At 65.7% G+C, this 17,840-nt stretch carries 17 protein-coding genes; 10 read left to right on the top strand and 7 right to left on the bottom strand.

The annotated features are described in order from the left end of the window. Positions 1-59 precede the first annotated feature (59 nt). Positions 60-1,109, top strand: coding sequence for an alkene reductase (locus BM154_RS09930; protein WP_074882769.1), 1,050 nt, complete (start codon positions 60-62; stop codon positions 1,107-1,109). A 63-nt stretch (positions 1,110-1,172) separates the two neighbouring features. Here BM154_RS09930 and BM154_RS09925 read toward each other — a convergent pair whose 3' ends face one another. The 3 genes from BM154_RS09925 to BM154_RS09915 all read right to left on the bottom strand — a co-directional run bounded on the left by BM154_RS09925 (position 1,173) and on the right by BM154_RS09915 (position 4,168). After that, positions 1,173-2,045 carry an ATPase gene (locus BM154_RS09925; RefSeq protein WP_074882767.1) on the bottom strand — a complete coding sequence of 291 codons (873 nt, stop codon included), beginning with the start codon at positions 2,043-2,045 and terminating at the stop codon, positions 1,173-1,175. 182 nt (positions 2,046-2,227) lie between these two features. Further along, the gene (locus BM154_RS09920; protein ID WP_074882765.1) at positions 2,228-3,214 is read right to left on the bottom strand and encodes an NAD-dependent epimerase/dehydratase family protein; all 987 of its coding nucleotides are present in this window, start codon (positions 3,212-3,214) and stop codon (positions 2,228-2,230) included. 45 nt (positions 3,215-3,259) lie between these two features. Beyond that, a complete protein-coding gene (locus BM154_RS09915) occupies positions 3,260-4,168 on the bottom strand; it encodes a LysR family transcriptional regulator ArgP (protein ID WP_074882764.1) in 909 nt (302 codons plus the stop codon). 122 nt (positions 4,169-4,290) lie between these two features. On the opposite strand from BM154_RS09915, the gene BM154_RS09910 reads away from it, so the two are divergent. The 9 genes from BM154_RS09910 (at position 4,291) to BM154_RS09870 (ending at position 14,499) form a co-directional block, all read left to right on the top strand. Further along, positions 4,291-4,893, top strand: a complete 603-nt coding sequence (locus BM154_RS09910) for a LysE/ArgO family amino acid transporter (RefSeq protein WP_074882762.1) — start codon at positions 4,291-4,293, stop codon at positions 4,891-4,893. Between the two features lie 62 nt (positions 4,894-4,955). Continuing rightward, positions 4,956-5,795, top strand: coding sequence for an EamA family transporter (locus BM154_RS09905; protein WP_074882760.1), 840 nt, complete (start codon positions 4,956-4,958; stop codon positions 5,793-5,795). 174 nt (positions 5,796-5,969) lie between these two features. Further along, positions 5,970-6,551: a superoxide dismutase gene (locus tag BM154_RS09900; protein WP_074882757.1), complete on the top strand. Its 582-nt coding sequence runs from the start codon at positions 5,970-5,972 to the stop codon at positions 6,549-6,551. Between the two features lie 269 nt (positions 6,552-6,820). Next, positions 6,821-8,884 (top strand): putative bifunctional diguanylate cyclase/phosphodiesterase, encoded by a 2,064-nt coding sequence (locus BM154_RS09895; RefSeq protein ID WP_074882755.1) that lies wholly within the window; start codon positions 6,821-6,823, stop codon positions 8,882-8,884. Positions 8,885-9,028: 144 nt separating this feature from the next. Next, positions 9,029-10,366: an imelysin family protein gene (locus BM154_RS09890; protein WP_074882753.1), complete on the top strand. Its 1,338-nt coding sequence runs from the start codon at positions 9,029-9,031 to the stop codon at positions 10,364-10,366. Positions 10,367-10,463: 97 nt separating this feature from the next. Then, positions 10,464-10,829, top strand: coding sequence for an SH3 domain-containing protein (locus BM154_RS09885; protein WP_074882751.1), 366 nt, complete (start codon positions 10,464-10,466; stop codon positions 10,827-10,829). 75 nt (positions 10,830-10,904) lie between these two features. Beyond that, the gene (locus tag BM154_RS09880) at positions 10,905-12,323 is read left to right on the top strand and encodes a di-heme oxidoreductase family protein (RefSeq protein WP_074882749.1); all 1,419 of its coding nucleotides are present in this window, start codon (positions 10,905-10,907) and stop codon (positions 12,321-12,323) included. 10 nt (positions 12,324-12,333) lie between these two features. Then, positions 12,334-13,395 carry an imelysin family protein gene (locus BM154_RS09875; RefSeq protein WP_074882746.1) on the top strand — a complete coding sequence of 354 codons (1,062 nt, stop codon included), beginning with the start codon at positions 12,334-12,336 and terminating at the stop codon, positions 13,393-13,395. A 9-nt stretch (positions 13,396-13,404) separates the two neighbouring features. Next, positions 13,405-14,499 carry a DUF1513 domain-containing protein gene (locus tag BM154_RS09870; protein ID WP_074885248.1) on the top strand — a complete coding sequence of 365 codons (1,095 nt, stop codon included), beginning with the start codon at positions 13,405-13,407 and terminating at the stop codon, positions 14,497-14,499. Positions 14,500-14,708: 209 nt separating this feature from the next. On the opposite strand, the gene BM154_RS09865 is transcribed toward BM154_RS09870, so the two are convergent. From BM154_RS09865 to BM154_RS09850, 4 genes are all read right to left on the bottom strand, one after another. Next, positions 14,709-15,572 (bottom strand): DUF72 domain-containing protein, encoded by an 864-nt coding sequence (locus BM154_RS09865; RefSeq protein WP_074882744.1) that lies wholly within the window; start codon positions 15,570-15,572, stop codon positions 14,709-14,711. A 71-nt stretch (positions 15,573-15,643) separates the two neighbouring features. After that, positions 15,644-15,985 carry a hypothetical protein gene (locus BM154_RS09860; RefSeq protein ID WP_074882741.1) on the bottom strand — a complete coding sequence of 114 codons (342 nt, stop codon included), beginning with the start codon at positions 15,983-15,985 and terminating at the stop codon, positions 15,644-15,646. A gap of 119 nt (positions 15,986-16,104) precedes the next feature. Further along, positions 16,105-16,797 carry a tRNA (adenosine(37)-N6)-threonylcarbamoyltransferase complex dimerization subunit type 1 TsaB gene (gene tsaB / locus BM154_RS09855; RefSeq protein WP_074882738.1) on the bottom strand — a complete coding sequence of 231 codons (693 nt, stop codon included), beginning with the start codon at positions 16,795-16,797 and terminating at the stop codon, positions 16,105-16,107. A gap of 179 nt (positions 16,798-16,976) precedes the next feature. After that, entirely contained in the window at positions 16,977-17,756 is a 780-nt protein-coding gene (locus tag BM154_RS09850; protein WP_074882735.1) for a 5'-nucleotidase, lipoprotein e(P4) family, read from the bottom strand. Positions 17,757-17,840: the final 84 nt, after the last annotated feature.

Genomic DNA, 17,840 nt, shown 5'->3' with positions numbered 1-17,840 from the left:
GCCCATTTCTTTCAACCGTCCACCAACCCTACCGAGCGAATGATTCGAGGATCAAGGCAATGACCACACTGTTCGACCCTATCAAGATCGGCGATCTGGAACTCGCCAACCGCGTCATCATGGCGCCCCTGACCCGCTGCCGCGCCGACGAAGGCCGCGTGCCCAATGCCCTGATGGCCGAGTACTACGTACAGCGCGCCTCCGCCGGCCTGATCATCAGCGAAGCGACCTCGGTCACGCCCATGGGCGTTGGCTATCCGAATACCCCCGGCATCTGGTCCGAAGACCAGGTGCGTGGCTGGAGCGGCGTGACCAAGGCGGTGCACGCCAACGGTGGCAAGATCGTTCTGCAGCTGTGGCACGTCGGCCGTATTTCCGACCCGGTCTACCTGGACGGTGAACTGCCGGTGGCCCCCAGCGCCATCAAACCCGCTGGGCATGTCAGCCTGATTCGCCCGATGAAGGATTTCGTCACCCCGCGTGCCCTGGAAAGCGAGGAGATCGCCGACGTCATCGAGGCCTACCGCCAGGGTGCCGAGAACGCCAAGGCCGCCGGCTTCGATGGGGTGGAAATCCACGCCGCCAATGGCTACCTGATCGACCAGTTCCTGCAGGACAGCACCAACCAGCGCACCGACAACTATGGTGGCAGCCTGGAAAACCGTGCCCGCCTGCTGTTGGAAATCACCGATGCGGTACTCAGCGTGTGGCAGCCGGGCCGCGTTGGCGTGCACCTGGCGCCGCGTGCAGACAGCCACGACATGGGAGACTCCAACCGCGCCGAAACCTTCACCTACGTGGCTCGCGAGCTGGGCAAACGCAACATCGCCTTCCTCTGCGCCCGTGAGCACGAAGCCGACGACAGCCTGTCGCCCAGCCTGAAAGAGGCGTTCGGCGGCGTGTTCATCGCCAACGAAGGCTTCACCAAGGACCAGGCCAACGCCTGGCTGGCCAGCGGCAAGGCCGACGCCGTGGCCTTTGGCGTGCCCTTCATCGCCAACCCGGACCTGCCCGAGCGCCTGCGCCAGGACGCTCCGCTGAACGAGCCGCACAAGGAAACCTTCTATGCTTCCGGCCCGGTCGGTTATATCGATTACCCGCGCCTGTAAGCTTCATCTGCACTAACAAAAAGCCCGCGTAAAACGCGGGCTTTTTCATATCTGCAGCGCGGATCAACGCGCGTCGATTTGCTGCTGCAGGTTCTGAATCTGCGCCTGCAGGGTGTTGATGCTACGGGTGGTCTGCGCGCGGAAGGCGTCGAACTCGGCGGTACTGCCGGCGTTGTTGCTGGCGGCCGGGCGGTTGTCCAGCTGGCTCTTGAGCACCAGCATGTCCTGCTCCAGGCGCTCGACCGCAGCATTGGAACTGCCGGCCTTCTTCAGGGCTTCGACTTCGCCCGCCAGGCTCTTGACCTGGCTGGCCAGCTTGCCGGCATCACCCTGGCTGCCCTTGAGCGAAGCCAGTTCGGTTTTCATCGCCGTCAGCTCGCTTTTCAGCGCGTCCTGGCCACTGCCCAGGGCCTTCAGGCTGTCGCCATACTTGCCGGCATCGCCCTGCTGGGCCTTGAGGTCGGCGACCAGTTGCTCGATGCGCTTGTCCTGCCCGCTCTGCTGGCCACCGGCGGCCTGTTGCTGCTTGCTCAGCTCGGCCACCTTGTTTTCCAGCTGACGCACCTGCAGACGCAGGGCTTCGCTGCCGGTGGTGACGTTGGACTCGGCCGCCACCACCTTGCCGGAAATATCCTGAATACGTCCGGCCGCTTCCTCGCTGATACGCGCGAAGCTTTCCTGGGTCGCCACCAGTTGCTGCTCCATCAGGCTGATCTGCTGGAAGCTCCACCAGCCCAGGCCCGCCAGGGCGATGCTCAGGGCGCCGACCAGCGCCCACAGCGGGCCGGTGCTGGCCGCCCGGGGCGCCTTGGCCGCACGCGAAGCCGCGCCGCTACGGGCGTAGGGCTGCGGCTCGGGCTCGAAATCATCCGGGTCGCGGCGATCCGGTGTCAGGCTGGGTACGTCATCGAAGTCGTCGTGGGCATCGTTACGCATGTAGGGAACCTTGAGAAAACCACGGTGGAGGCAAAGTGCCGCGCAGTATACCGATTCATGGCTGGCGCTTGGGTGTCGTAGTGCCAGTAATCGACGGGTCGCGACGGCCTGTATTGGGCACAGAGACCTGCTGCGGGCGACTCGGGTTCCGCGACGGTCTGGCGAGGCGCAGCGTTCTGGCGCTAACCCTGCGCCCGCCACCAGCGACAGAACTCGTCCAGCGCCGGCCACAGGCCATGGCTCGCCTGGTAGCCCAGGTGCTCACGGGCCTGGCTGATATCCAGGGAAAAGTCACGGCTCATCACGTCCACCGCCAGGCGGGTCAGCGCAGGCTCGGGGCGCCCGGGCAGCAGGCTGCACACACCCTCGCTGGCGGTGGCCAGGCTACGCGCCAGGGCCACCGGCACGTGGCGGGTCACCTGCGCCAGCTCCAGCTGACGCAATACGTAGTTGACCACGTCCCACAGCGGCAGCGGCGCCCCGTTGCTGATGTTATAGGCCTTGCCAAGCGCCGGACGGGCGGCCAGCAAGGCGCCGAACAAGGCGTCGTTGAGGTTGTGCACGCTGGTGAAGTCGACCTTGTTCAGGCCGTTGCCGATGATCGCCAGGCGGCCTTTGCGCTGCAGGGCGATCAGCCGCGGAAAGATGCTCACGTCCCCTGCCCCGGTCACGAAGCGTGGCCGCAGCGCCAGCACCTCCAGGCCGAACTCCTGGGCGCCGAACAGACGCTGCTCGGCGAGGAATTTGGTGCGCGCGTAGTGGTTGGCAAAGCGCTTGGGCACCTGCTCTTCGAGCAGGCTGTGGTGGTCGCGACCATCGAAATAGATCGATGCCGAGGACAGGTGTACCAGGCGCCGCACCCCGCGCTTGAGGCAGGCCTCGATGACGTTCTCGGTAAGCACCACGTTGCCTTGGTGAAAGTACTCGTAGCGCCCCCATACGCCAACGGCTCCAGCGCAGTGCACCACCGCCTCGACACCGCTGCACAGCCCTAGCGCCAGCTCGGGATCGGCCAGGTCGCCGGGGATGAACTGCGCGCCGCGGCGGATCAGGTGCTCGAACGCTTCTTCGCGGCGGCCGGTGACGCGCACGTCCAGGCCCTGCTCGAGGGCGAACCGGGCGAATCGCCCGCCAATGAAACCACTTGCTCCGGTGACCAGAATCTTCATCACGCCCTCCGCCCGCTGCTGGGCACTATAAGTGCGTTGTACCTGTCACGGCAGCTGTGCGGCTACCAGTGGCACCAGATAATCCCCTGCATGGCGATGCAAATGCCCGGTGAGCTGGTCGAGCAGGTCACCGCCGTTACGCCAGTGGTGCCAGTACAGCGGCACGTCGATGGGCCGGCCGGGCAATAGTTCGACCAGTTCGCCACGGGCCATGGCCTCGGTCATCTGCGGCTCGGGCACCATGCCCCAGCCCAGGCCTTCGGCGGTCAAGCGCACGAACCCCTCGGACGACGGACACAGGTGGTGCAGAAAGCTGCCCGACAACCCGAGTGCGTTGAGGTAGCGGTGCTGCAGCTGATCATCCGGGCCGAACACGATGGCCGGCACCTGGGCGATACGCTCGGCGCTTACCCCGTCCGGAAAATGCCGGGCGATGAATGCCGGGCTGGCCATGGCCCGGTAGCGCATGGCGCCCAACGGCAGGCTGCGTGCGCCGGATACCGGACGCTCCGCGGCGCATACGCAGGCCGCCACGTCTCCGGCGCGCATGCGCTTGAGGCCAACTTCCTGATCCTCGACCACCAGCTCCAGCAGCACCCGATGGCTGGCGCAGAACTCGGCGACGGCCCTGGCCCACCAGGTCGCCAGGCTGTCGGCGTTTACCGCCACCCGCAGGCGCTGGGTTTCACCTTCCGCGACCAGGCTTGGCACCTGCTGCTGCAGGTCGCGTTCGAGCAAACGCACCTGCTGCACGTGGTTGAGCAAACGCCGCCCGACATCGGTGGGCGTCGGCGGCATAGCCCTGAGCAGCACCGGCTGGCCGATACGCGCCTCCAGCAGCTTGATGCGTTGCGACACGGCCGACTGCGACAGGCCCAGCACCTGGGCGCCACGCTCGAAGCCGGCCTGTTCGACGACCGCGGCAAGGGCGGCCAGCAGCTTGTAATCGAGCAATCGATTTTCCTAATGACTGATCAGCACTATTGCTTTTTCTTATACAGCCTCGGGGCGCAGACTGATAGCCATCCCAACCCGCCCACAGCGTTCGAACGCTCGGTTTAGCAAGGATCCTCAGCATGTGGCAGAGCTACACCAACGGCCTGGCAATCACCGCCGGCCTGATCGTCGCCCTTGGCGCCCAGAACGCCTTCGTGCTCGCGCAAAGCCTGCGCCGCGAGCACCACCTGCCCGTGGCGCTGCTGTGCATCCTGTGTGACGCGCTGCTGATCAGCGCCGGGGTATTCGGCCTGGCCACCCTGCTGTTGCAAAGCGAGTTGCTGCTGGGTGTCGCCCGCTGGGGCGGCGCCGCTTTTCTGATCTGGTATGGCGCCCAGGCCTTGCGGCGTGCCTGCCGCCCCGCCGGGCTGCAGGCCGAAACAGGCGCACCGCGCTCGCTGCGCACCGTACTGCTGGCGACCCTGGCGGTCACCCTGCTCAACCCCCACGTGTACCTGGATACCGTGTTGCTGATCGGCTCGCTCGGCGCCCAGCAGAGCGTGCCGCCGGCCTATGCTGCCGGCGCTGCCAGCGCTTCGCTGGTCTGGTTCCTGTGCCTGGCCCTCGGCGCCGCCTGGCTCGCGCCCTGGTTGGCGCGCCCGCTGACCTGGCGGATCATCGACCTGGTGGTGGCGGCCATGATGTTCGCCATCGCCTGGCAACTGATCGCCAGCCCGCTGTAACGCCCGCACGACGCGCGCCCAGCTGCTATGCTGGCGCGCTCCAGGCAACGGGCGAAGCAGCAGTGGAAACAGGTGTCTTTCTCATGGTCATCGCCGCCGCGGCCCTGCACGCCGGCTGGAATGCATTGCTCAAGATCGGCCTGGATCGCTTTCTCACCGCCTCGCTGATCCAGATCGGCGCCGGCATCGTCGCCCTCTTCGCCCTGCCCTTCGTGGCCTTCCCTGACGCGGCAGCCTGGCCGTGGATCGTGCTCTCGGCGCTGCTGCACATCGGCTACAACCTGTTTCTCAGCCGCGCCTACCAGCATGGGGATCTCGGCCAGGTCTATCCGATTTCCCGGGGTAGCTCGCCACTGCTGGTGGCGGTGCTCTGCATTCTGCTGCTCGGCGAAGTATTGCCGGCCGGCCAATGGCTGGGCCTCGGCGTGCTGGTCGGCGGCATCTGGTTGATGGCGATCCGCGGCGGCCGCGGCGCGACGAGCAGTGGCCTGCTGATCAATGCGCTGCTGACCGCATTGTTCATCGCCGGCTACACCCTGGCCGACGCCAGCGGCGCCCGCGCCAATGGCGATCCGCTGTCCTATTCGGCGTGGCTGTTCGCGGTCAACGGGCTGGTGATGGCGCTGGTGATCTTCGCTCAGCGCGGCCCTACGGTCATCTCCGCGCTCGGACCGCACTGGCGCGCCGGCCTGCTCGGCGGCGCCATGTCCATGCTGGCCTATAGCATCGCCATCTGGGCCATGACCCTGGCGCCGGTGGCGCTGGTTTCGGCGCTGCGCGAAACCAGCGTGGTGTTCGCGTTGCTGATCGGCCGGCTGTGGCTCAAGGAAAGCCTGCCGCCGCTGCGCGCCGTGGCTTGCCTGATCATTCTCACCGGCGTGGCGATGATGAAGCTGGCCTGAATCGGCGCAACGGCTCTGGCCCGGTATCCCGCACAGTTGCTGCGTGGTTATGGCGTTGCCCCGGTGCTATGATCCCTGCCCTGCGTCGCAAAGGGTATAAATCCGCCGATGCATGTTTGGCCGCCCGTGATCGGCCTTGCGCTCACCGCAACAGACCTGATTAGGAGAATAACCATGGCTTTCGAATTGCCGCCGCTGCCCTACGCACACGATGCCCTGCAGCCGCACATCTCCAAGGAAACCCTGGAGTACCACCACGACAAGCACCACAACACCTATGTCGTGAACCTGAACAACCTGGTACCTGGCACCGAGTTCGAAGGCAAGAGCCTGGAAGAAATCGTCAAGACCTCCTCCGGCGGCATCTTCAACAACGCCGCCCAGGTGTGGAATCACACCTTCTACTGGAACTGCCTGAGCCCCAACGGCGGCGGCCAGCCGAGCGGCGAACTGGCAGCGGCCATCGACAAGGCCTTCGGTTCCTTCGACAAGTTCAAGGAAGAGTTCAGCAAGGTCAGCATCGGCACCTTCGGTTCCGGCTGGGGCTGGCTGGTCAAGAAGGCTGACGGTTCCCTGGCCCTGGCCAGCACCATCGGCGCCGGCTGCCCGCTGACCAGCGGCGACACCCCGCTGCTGACCTGCGACGTCTGGGAACACGCCTACTACATCGACTACCGCAACGTGCGTCCGAAGTATGTCGAGGCTTTCTGGAACCTGGTCAACTGGGACTTCGTGGCGAAGAACTTCGCTGCCTGAGACCAGGGCCGGTAGATGAAGATGCCCTCCTGATGCGAATCAGGGGGGCATTTTTTTGTCCATCGCCCGCGCGCCGTCGCCTGCCAAGGGGCCCCGGCATCGACGGATGGTACTCAAGAGATGCCCCCTTCTCTCCGAAACAATGCAGATAATGCATCCCTCGGCACGGCGACAATCTGTACCCCATGCATGAGGCCTTTGACTGCCAACGCGACTTTGCCAATACTCAATCCCAATCCGGCGCCGGGTATCGCACAAGGAACTGCCATTTGAAGCTGGAACTCAAGCACAGCTTGTCGGTGAAACTGCTGCGCGTGGTGCTGCTGTCCGCGCTTGCGGTGGGCGTGGTGCTGAGCCTCGGGCAGATCGTGTTCGACATCTACAAGACACGCCACTCCATCACCAGCGATTCCCAGCGTATCCTCGGCATGTTCCGGGACCCTTCCACCCAGGCGGTCTACAGCCTGGATCGCGAAATGGGCATGCAGGTGGTCGAAGGCCTGTTCCAGCACGAATCGGTGCGCCAGGCCTCCATCGGCCATCCCGGAGAGCAGATGCTCGCGGAAAAGAGCCGCCCGCTCGCCGACCTGCCCATTCGCTGGCTGACCGACCCGATCCTTGGCGAAGAGCAGCACTTCAGCACCCGCCTGGTCGGCCGTGAGCCGTACAACGAATACTACGGCGACCTGAACATCACCCTGGACACCGCGCTGTACGGGGAAAGCTTTCTGACCAATTCGGTGATCATCTTCATTTCCGGGGTGCTGCGCGCCCTGGCCATGGGCCTGGTGCTGTACCTGGTCTACTACTGGCTGCTGACCAAGCCGCTGGGCGTGATCATCGAGCACCTGAGTCGCATCAACCCCGACCGGCCCAGCGAGAACAAGCTGCCGATGCTGCCGGGCAACGAAAAGAACGAATTAGGCCTGTGGATCAACACCGCCAACGGGCTGCTCGCCTCGATCGAGCGCAATACCAATCTGCGCCGCGAGGCGGAAAACAGCCTGCAGCGCCTGTCGCAGTACGACTTTCTGACCAGCCTGCCCAATCGCCAGCAGCTGCAGCAGCAACTCGAGCAGATTCTCGAGGATGCCGGGCGCCTGCAACGCCGCGTCGCCGTGCTGTGCGTGGGCCTGGATGACTTCAAGGGTATCAACGAACAGTTCAGCTACCAGACTGGCGACCAGTTGTTGCTGGCACTGTCCGATCGTCTGCGCAGCCACAGCGGCCGGCTGGGAGCGCTGGCGCGCCTGGGCGGCGACCAGTTCGCCCTGGTGCAGGCCGATATCGAGCAGCCCTACGAAGCCGCCGAACTGGCGCAGAGCGTGCTCGACGACCTGGAGATGCCCTTCACCCTAGACGATCACCAGGTGCAGTTGCGCGCCACCATCGGCATCACCCTGTTCCCCGAAGATGGCGACAGCCCCGAGAAACTGCTGCAGAAAGCCGAACAGACCATGACCCTGGCCAAGAGCCGTTCGCGCAACCGCTACCAGTTCTACATCGCCAGCGTCGACAGCGAGATGCGCCGCCGTCGCGAGCTGGAAAAGGATCTGCGCGACGCCCTGGCGATGAACCAGCTGCACGTGGTCTACCAGCCGCAGATCAGCTACCGCGACCAGCGGGTGGTCGGCGTCGAGGCGCTGCTGCGCTGGCAGCACCCGCAGCATGGTTCCGTCGGCCCGGACCTGTTCATTCCACTGGCCGAGCAGAACGGCAGCATCATCGCCATCGGCGAATGGGTGCTCGACCAGAGCTGTCGCCAGTTGCGCGAATGGCACGACCAGGGCTATGGCGACCTGCGCATGGCGGTCAACCTGTCGACCGTGCAGCTGCACCACGCCGAGCTGCCGCGGGTGGTCAACAACCTGATGCAGATGTATCGCCTGCCGGCCCGCAGCCTGGAGCTGGAGGTCACCGAAACCGGCCTGATGGAAGACATCAGCACTGCCGCCCAGCATCTGCTGAGCCTGCGCCGCTCCGGGGCGCTGATCGCCATCGACGACTTCGGTACCGGCTACTCGTCACTCAGTTATCTGAAGAGCCTGCCGCTGGACAAGATCAAGATCGACAAGAGCTTCGTGCAGGACCTGCTCGACGACGAGGACGATGCCACCATCGTTCGCGCCATCATTCAATTGGGCAAGAGCCTGGGCATGCAGGTCATCGCCGAAGGCGTGGAAACCGCCGAGCAGGAAGCCTACATCATCGCCCAGGGCTGTCATGAAGGGCAGGGTTACTACTACAGCCGGCCCCTGCCCGCCCGCGAACTGACCCAGTACCTCAAGCATGCCAGCCGCGCGCAGCGGCTTATCAATCCGGCCACGCTCTAACTCCCGTATCAGTAGCGAGTGGCGCAATCGACTCGGTGGCGCCAGCACAGCCACCCTTTGCTTAAAATGCAAATCTTTCGCATTATGTTGCAGCTCGTGTGGGCCCCCACGCGCGCTCCCCATTAACACGCAAAGGATTTCGTCATGATTCGTATGCCCCTGGCCTCTGCCAGCCTGCTGACCATCGCCATTGCCCTGGCGGGCTGCGGCGAAGACAAGGCGCCTGCCAACCAAGCCGCCGCACCGGCTGCGCAAGCGACCGGCAGCAGTGCACCAGCAGCAGCCGGCGCCTTCGACGAAGCCGCTGCGCAGGCCGTGGTCAAGCACTACGCCGACATCGCGTCCGCCGTGTTCGACGATGCCGCCAGCACCGCCAAGAAGCTGCAGAGCGCCGTCGACGCCCTGCTCGCCAATCCCAACGACGAGACCCTGAAAGCCGCCCGCGAAGCCTGGCTGGCCGCGCGCGTGCCGTACATGCAGAGCGAAGTGTTCCGCTTCGGCAACACCCTGGTCGACGACTGGGAAGGCCAGGTTAACGCCTGGCCCCTGGACGAAGGCCTGATCGACTACGTCGACGCCGACTACCAGCACGCCCTGGGCAACCCGGCAGCGGGCGCCAACATCATCGCCCACACCGAGATCCAGGTTGGCGAAGACAAGCTCGACGTCAGCGAAATCACTCCGGACCTGCTGGCCAGCCTGAACGAGCTGGGCGGCTCCGAAGCTAACGTCGCCACCGGCTACCACGCTATCGAATTCCTGCTCTGGGGCCAGGACCTGAACGGTACCGGCCCCGGCGCTGGCGAGCGCCCAGCCACCGACTACGTGGTGGGTGACGGCGCCACCGGTGGCCACAACGAGCGTCGCCGTGCCTACCTGAAAGCCGCCACCGACCTGCTGGTCGCCGACCTCGACGAAATGGCCGGGCAGTGGAAAGCCGGTGTGGCCGACAACTATCGCGCCACCCTGGAAGGCGAGTCCGCCGAAAACGGCGTGCGCAAGATGCTCTTCGGCATGGGCAGCCTGTCCCTCGGCGAACTGGCCGGCGAGCGCATGAAGGTCGCCCTGGAAGCCAACTCCACCGAAGACGAGCACGACTGCTTCAGCGACAACACCCACAACTCGCACTACTACAACGGCCTGGGCATCCGTAACGTCTACCTGGGCGAGTACAAGAAGGTCGACGGCAGCACCCTGAGCGGCCCGAGCCTGTCGTCGCTGGTCGCCAAGGCCGACGCGGCCACCGACAGCACCGTGAAGGCCGATCTGGACGCCACCCAGGCCAAGCTCCAGGCCCTGGTCGACAGCGCCAACAAGGGTGTGCACTTCGATCAGCTGATCGCCGCCGACAACGCCGAAGGCCAGCAGCTGGTACGCGACGCCATCGCCGCACTGGTCAAGCAGACCGGCGCCATCGAACAGGCCGCCGGTAAGCTGGGTATCAGCGACCTCAACCCGGACACCGCCGATCACGAGTTCTGATCACGCGGTAAGCGAGCGACTAACAAGCCGGTGCGCGGTTTCGCACCGGCTTTTTTATACCTGGCGGCATACCCTGTCGCGAACCCAAGAGGTAATCATGAAGCCCACAGGCTGCCGGGTCGTCACCGCCCACCGCAGCGAGTATCCAAACCCCATCGCCTTCGACGCCGGAACCCTGCTCCAGCTTGGCGAGCGCTACGACGGCCCTGAAGACTGGCAGGACTGGTATTTCTGCCGCACCGACGCCCACCCCGGCGGCTGGGTGCCGCTGAGCATTCTCGAGTTGCTTGGCGACGGCAGCGCACGCGCGCTAGAGCGCTATACCGCACGGGAGCTGGATACCCGGGTCAACGAACTGCTGGTTGCCAGCCGCCATCTGAACGGCTGGCTCTGGTGCCTACGCGAGGCCAGCGGCGAAAGCGGTTGGGTACCGGGGCAGAGCCTGGTTGTGCTGGCCGATTAAACGCAAATCCATCTTATTTAAAGCGACGCAGACTGCTAAGATTGCCGCCCTCGATTTCTGCCCTGCGGACCATCCATGCCAGCGTCACCCGGTCGCCTGCTGCCACTGCTGTTTCTGGCTCTCGGCCTGACCGCCTGCGATAAGTCGCCGACCTTCACCGCAGCCGAACCCGGCGAAGCGCTGTCCGGCGGTGCTGCCACGGTGTCACGCAGCGACCGCGTGGCCTTTTCCCTGCCCTCCGCGAATCTGCCGCCCGAACGCCGCCTGGACTTCAGCGTGGGCAACAGCTTCTTTCGCAACCCCTGGGTGATCGCCCCCTCAACCACCACCGCCCGTGACGGCCTCGGCCCGCTGTTCAACACCAACGCCTGCCAGAACTGCCATATCCGCGATGGCCGCGGCCACCCGCCAGAGCCGGGCAGCGTCAACGCCGTGTCGATGCTGGTGCGCCTGTCGATTCCGGCCAGCGATGCCGATCATGCCGCCTTGCAACGCCTCGGTGTGCTGCCCGAGCCCACCTATGGTGGCCAGTTGCAGGACATGGCCAACCCCGGCGTCGCCCCGGAAGGCAAGGTGCGCGTTGACTACCGCACCGAGCAGGTGCGCTTCGCCGACGGCTACAGCATCGAACTGCGCAAGCCGCAGCTGAACATCAGCCAGCTTGGTTACGGGCCGATGCACCCGGACACCCTGTTCTCGGCGCGGGTCGCCCCGCCGATGATCGGCCTCGGCCTGCTCGAAGCGATTCCCGAGGCGGCGATCCTGGCCAACGCCGACCCGGATGATCGCGACGGCGATGGCATCCGCGGCCAACCCAACCGGGTGTGGGACGATGCACGTCAGCAAACCGTACTTGGCCGCTTCGGCTGGAAGGCCGGGCAACCGACGCTCAACCAGCAGAACGCCCACGCCTTCTTGCAGGACATGGGGCTGACCAGCAGCCTGCAGCCCAGCGATGGCTGCACCATGGCACAGACCCCCTGCCGCCAGGCGCCCCACGGCGGCGAGCCGGAAGTCAGCGACAACATCATGAGCATGGTGCTGTTCTACACTCGCAACCTCGCCGTGCCGGCGCGCCGCAAGGTCGACGACGACCAGGTGCTGGCCGGCAAGACCCTGTTCCATCGCGCCGGCTGCCAGGGCTGCCATACGCCAAGCTTCGTCACCGCCGCCGATGCCGCCGAACCGGAGCTGGCCAACCAGACCATTCGCCCCTATACCGATCTGTTGTTGCATGACATGGGCGACGGCCTGGCCGATGGCCGCGACGAGTTCCTGGCCAACGGTCGCCAGTGGCGCACCGCGCCGCTGTGGGGCATCGGCCTGACCGAAACGGTCAGCGGCCACACCCAGTTTCTGCACGACGGCCGCGCCCGCAACCTGCTCGAAGCCATCGCCTGGCATGGCGGCGAAGCCGAAGCGGCCAAGCAGCAGGTGCTGCAATTTTCCAGCGAGGAGCGCGCCGCGCTCCTGGCCTTTCTGAATTCACTGTAAGGAGCCGCGCATGATCCGTTCTCCGCTGACCGTCACTCTGCTGGGCCTGACCCTGGCCGCCTGCTCGCCGGCCGACCCGCAGGCCACCACCAGCTCGGCACTGGCCGAAGGCGTGTTGCTGCCGGCCCACGCCACCTGGAAAGAGGCGGATGTCGCCCTGGCCAGCAGCGCCAATGCGTTCTGCGCAGGCCAGGAAGACCTGGCCAGCGCTCGCCAGGCGTTCCTCACCGCGCAAAGCGCCTGGGCCAGCCTGCAGCCCCTGGCGGTCGGCCCGCTGGCCGAGGGCAATCGCGCCTGGCAGGTGCAGTTCTGGCCGGACAAGAAGAACCTGGTGGCCCGTCAGGTCGAAGCATTGGTCAAGGCCAAGCCGCAACTGGCTGCCGCCGACCTGGAAAAGGCCAGCGTCGTGGTCCAGGGGCTTACCGCTTACGAATACCTGATGTTCGACCCCGAGATCGACCTGCAGAACGCCGAGCAGAAAACCCGCTACTGCCCGTTGCTGGTGGCGATCGGCGAGCATCAGCAGGCACTGGCCAACACCGTGCTGGATCAGTGGCAAGGCGAGAACGGCGCCCTGGCGCTGTTTCGCACCTTCCCCAATGAGCGCTATGCCGAAGCCGGCGAGGCGATCTCCGACATGCTGCGCACCCAGGTCAGCGCCATCGATGGCCTGAAGAAAAAGCTCGGCGCGCCCCTGGGCCGGCAGAGCAAGGGCGTGCCGCAACCCTACCAGGCCGAAGCCTGGCGCAGCCAGGCCAGCCTGAGCAACCTGGGCGCAGCGCTCAGCGGCGCCGAACAGCTCTGGCACGGTGCCAAGGACGACGGCCTGCAAGCCCTGCTGGGCAGCGATCAGGATGATCTCAAGAAACGTATCGACGCCGCCTACGCCGAAAGCCGCAAACAACTCGCCGGCCTGCAGCGCCCTCTTGGCGAGCTGCTCGCCGACGAGCACGGGCGGCAGACCCTCAATGCCTTCTACGACAGCCTCAACGTGCTGCATCGCCTGCACGAAGGCGAGCTGGCCCGGGCGCTGGGCATCCAGCTGGGCTTCAACGCCCACGACGGAGACTGAACCATGAGCATGAAACGCCGGGCATTTCTCGGCCTGAGCGCCACCCTGCTGGCGGCAGGCGCCGTCGGCGGCTGGAGGCTGACCCACACCGGCCACCAGCCGCTGCTGCTGTCGGCGCGCAACGATGAAGGCGGCAAGCATTACGCGGTCGGCTACCGCCTCGATGGTCAGCGCGCCTTCGCTACCCAGGTCAGCGAACGCTGCCATGACGTGGTGCCCCATCCCAGTTTGCCGATGGCGGTGTTCGTCGGGCGTCGGCCCAGCACCGAGAGCTACCTGATCGACACCCGGGACGGCCGCCTGCTGCAGACATTGCACAGCGAACAGGATCGGCATTTCTACGGCCACGCGGTGTTCCACAAGGACGGTGAATGGCTGTACGCCACCGAGAACGATACCCGCGATCCCGGCCGCGGCGTGCTTGGCGCCTATCGACTGGAAGGTGAGCGCCTGGTGCACCGCGACGAGCTGTCCAGCCACGGCCTGGGCCCGCACCAGCTGCTGTGGATGCCCGACGGTGAAACCCTGGTGGTGGCCAACGGTGGCATTCGCACCGAAGCGGAAAGCCGGGTGGAGATGAACCTCGACGCCATGGAAGCCAGCCTGGTGCTGATGGCCCGCGATGGCACCCTGCACAGCAAGGAACAGCTGCCGGAGCCGATGAACAGCGTGCGCCACCTGGCCGTGGCCAGCGACGGCACCGTGGTCAGTGGCCAGCAGTACATGGGCGATGCCATGGATGCCGTGCCGCTGGTAGCGATCAAGCGTCCGGGCCAGCCGTTCCAGCACTTCCCCATGGCCGATGCGCAGCGCCAGATGATGAGCCAGTACACCGCCAGCGTGGCCGTGCACAGCGACCTGCGCCTGCTGGCGATGACCGCACCGCGGGGCAATCGCCTGTTCATCTGGGATCTGGACAGCGGCGCCGTACGCCTGGATACCGCCCTGCCCGACTGCGCCGGCGTCGGCGCGACGGAGCACGGCTTCGTGGTCAGTGCCGGTATCGGCCGCTGCCGCCTCTACGACTGCCGCAGCGAACGCATCGCCATGCAGCCGCTGGAACTGCCAGCCGGTTTCTGGGACAACCACCTGCGCCTGGCCTGACGGCTGTAGGAACTCGGCGTGTCCGCGATCTTTCGCGGGCATGGCCCGCTCCCACAATCACGAACTCCTAAACCACCAATTGCCAACGTAGGATGGGTGAAACCCATCGGTTAATTGATGGGTTTCACCCATCCTACCCTGACGGACAGCAAGGTGGCGGGAGCGGCCGGCCCGCTCTCACAGGTCCTGCATCGATGTCTGCTTCTGCCTTAAAGCAACCCCAACTGTTCGGCTCTGGGTTCGCTGTCGGTGTACGGTGGCAGCGGCGGCAGGCCCGGCAGGCGCTCGCAGAGCAGCTCATGGAAGCGCAGCGCCTGGGCCGCGGCCAGGTGGTTGTCGGGGGTATGCAGGAATACATGGGGCGTCAGGCCCTGTTCGATCCAGGCAGCCACCTTGTCCAGCCAAGGCTCGAGAAACGGCTGATTGGCCGCCAGGTCCGGCCCGCCGATAAAGCGCACCTGGGGGCTGTCCGTGAACGCCGCGGGGCGAATCGGCAGGCGCGGCTTCTTGGCCTGGGCATGCAGCACCGCCGGGTCCCTGGAGGTGCAACTGAACAGCGCCCGGGAGTCCAGGCAGATGCGCTCCACGCCACGCTCGTGGAGCAGCCGATTGAGCACGCGTTCCTCGTCGCCCTTGTCGAAGAACGCCGGATGGCGCACTTCCACGGCAATCCGCCGGTTAGCGAATTCGTCCAGCCACACCGCCAGCTCACCCAACCGCGAAGGGCCGAACTGCGCCGGCAGCTGCAGCCACAACGGCGTGATCCGCTCACCCAGCGGCGCGAGCAGGTCGAGAAATGCGTGGGTGCTGCCCAGTTGCTCGCGCAGGTCGCCTTCGTGGCTGATGTCCTTGTGCACCTTGGCGCAGAAGCGGAAATGCGCCGGCATGCGCGCCACCCAGCGGGCGAGCTTGTCCTGATCGGGACGCGCATAGAAGGTGGTGTTGCCCTCCACCGCGTTGAACACCCGGCAATAGTGCTCCACGCTGTCGCTCATGTTCAGGTCGGGTGGGTAGAAGCTGCCGCGCCAGGCAGGCTCGTTCCAGGAAGGACAACCAACAAAATACGGAAGCATCAGAAAATCGCAGGGCAGACTAAAACGCCTATTGTGCCTGACCCAGGCGAGTCAGGCCGACCACAAGTCGATCAGGCGTAAAGGTCGAGGCCCAGCACCTGCTGAGCATCCACGTCACGGGCGAACGCCGCGGTGCTGCTGTAGCTAGCGATGGCCTGGGCGGCGCGGTTGCTGATGGCCGGCTGGTAGGTGGTGTCGGCCGAGCGCACCGGATAGTAGTCGGTGCTGGCGTTGCTCTGCTGCACGCGACGGATCTGCGGCGTCTGTTCGAAGCCCTGGGTGCCTGCCGTCGGTGCCGGTTGCTCGCGCTTTACCTCTACTTCCCGGTTCGCCTCGCGATAAGGCGTAACCGCGGTCCCCGAGCGGGGGCCACGATCCGGTGAGTAGGGCGCGATGTTACCGTCGATACGCATCAATGAAGGCTCGGCAGGAAGGCGTGCGGAAGTACTGGCAATTTAGCCGCGCCATGAATCCTTGGCAATGGATGCCGAGAAGTTGACGACAAAAGGACGACCCTCTCGTCGCCTGGCGTTCAAAAGCCCGCCGGTGGCGGCATTTTCGGGGTAGCGACCTGATCACGCAGGTAGATCGGCTGGGCCTGGTCGGCCACCACCGCCTCGCCACGGGCCCAGGCGAAACGGGCCAGGCTGAGCAGGTCTTCGGCATGGGGCAGCATGCTGCCGTCGCAGGCAGCGACCTGGCCACGGAGACGTTCGGCGAAGGTTCCCCAGCCGGTGCCGGCACCGAACCACGGGCCCTGGGCGTCCCCTGGCAATTGGGCCAGCTCCGGAGCCAGCACCGCCTCGCGACCAACCAGACGCATCTCGCCCGCTTCGGCGCGGTAGCAGCCCCAGTACACTTCATCCATACGCGCATCGATGGCCGCAGCCACCTGGCCGGCGCCATGCTCACGCTGTGCACGCTGGGCCAGCACCGCCAGGTTGGAAACCGGCAGCACCGGGCGATCCAGGGCGAAGGCCAGCCCCTGCACCACGCCGATGGCGATGCGCACGCCGGTGAAGGCGCCCGGGCCGCGCCCAAAGGCGATGGCATCCAACACCGACAGCGCAACGCCCTGCTCGGCCAGCAGCGCCTTGATCATCGGCAACAGCTTCTGCGCATGCAGGCGTGGAATCACCTCGTAGTGGCTCGTTACGCGGCCGTCATGCAGCAAGGCGACGGAGCAGGCTTCGGTAGCGGTATCGAGGGCCAGCAGAGTGGTCATGGCAATCTGTAGAGGTGGCTGAGCGGGCGGGCATTAAAACGGTTTGGGCCGTTTTTTTCCAGCGCAGCGAGCCAACCGGCCTGCCGAAAGGACGCTCGGCGGCCAGGCGAGCGCCTGAGCACATCAGCCGCGCCAGGCACGCGCCGGCCAGCCAGCGGATCAGCGATCCGCCAGACCCTTTACCACTTCTCGATGACGGGCTTGGCATCCCAGGCCTTGAGCGGCTCCTTGGACCAGGTGCCGTAGCCGGCATTCGGGAACACGATCCACTCGGTGCCCCACTTCGCCGACTCGGCTTCGGCGGTCGCCCGCTGCTCGGCCACCGGGGTCTTGCGAAAGCGTGCGTCGAAGTCGTGCAGGGTGTCGCCGAGCAGCATCACGATACGATGGTCCTTGGCTACCAGCGCACGGCGCTCGACCTTGGGCGGCCCGAGCAGCAGCACGCTGTCGGCGCTGACCTGGGGCAGGTCGAGCTTCTCCAAGGCCTTGAGGGTGTAGGCCTTCTGCTCCTCGGAACGGTCGGACACATAGCGGATGGTCACGCCCAGCTTGTCGGCGTGCTCGAGGAACTTCCTGGCCCCGGGGATCAGCACCGGATCACCATCGCGCTCCCACGGCAGCCAGGTGTCCCAGCCATCGTAGGTGTGGCAGTTGGCAAGGTCGCGCGCCAGCAACGCGGAGTTGTCGATCACCGTTTCGTCCACATCGGTGACGATGGCCAGTTTGGAAGGATCCTCGGCGGCCGCCACGGCGGCGTCGAGCTTCTCGGTGGCGATGTTGTAGGCCTGCATCTGCAAGGCGCGAACTTCCGCGGATTGCTGCTGGTAACGCAATGCCATGCTGAACTGGTCTACCGAGCACTCGTGCTTCTCGGCGGCGCCGTCGGCCAGGGCGACGGATGCACTCAGCGCCGATACCAGGGCGATGGGCAAGCAGGCGAATCTTCTGTTCTGGGTCATGGAATGCACTCTGCTGGGGGGTGGTGGTTATGGCCGCCTTTCTCGACGCTGTTGGTGGCGGTCGAGCAACCAGCAGACGCATGG

The organism is Phytopseudomonas argentinensis (genome assembly GCF_900113905.1).
In the GTDB taxonomy this organism is placed as follows: domain Bacteria; phylum Pseudomonadota; class Gammaproteobacteria; order Pseudomonadales; family Pseudomonadaceae; genus Aquipseudomonas; species Aquipseudomonas argentinensis.
Note: the sequence above shows the minus strand (reverse complement) of the source record. Positions and strands in the feature narration are given on the sequence as shown.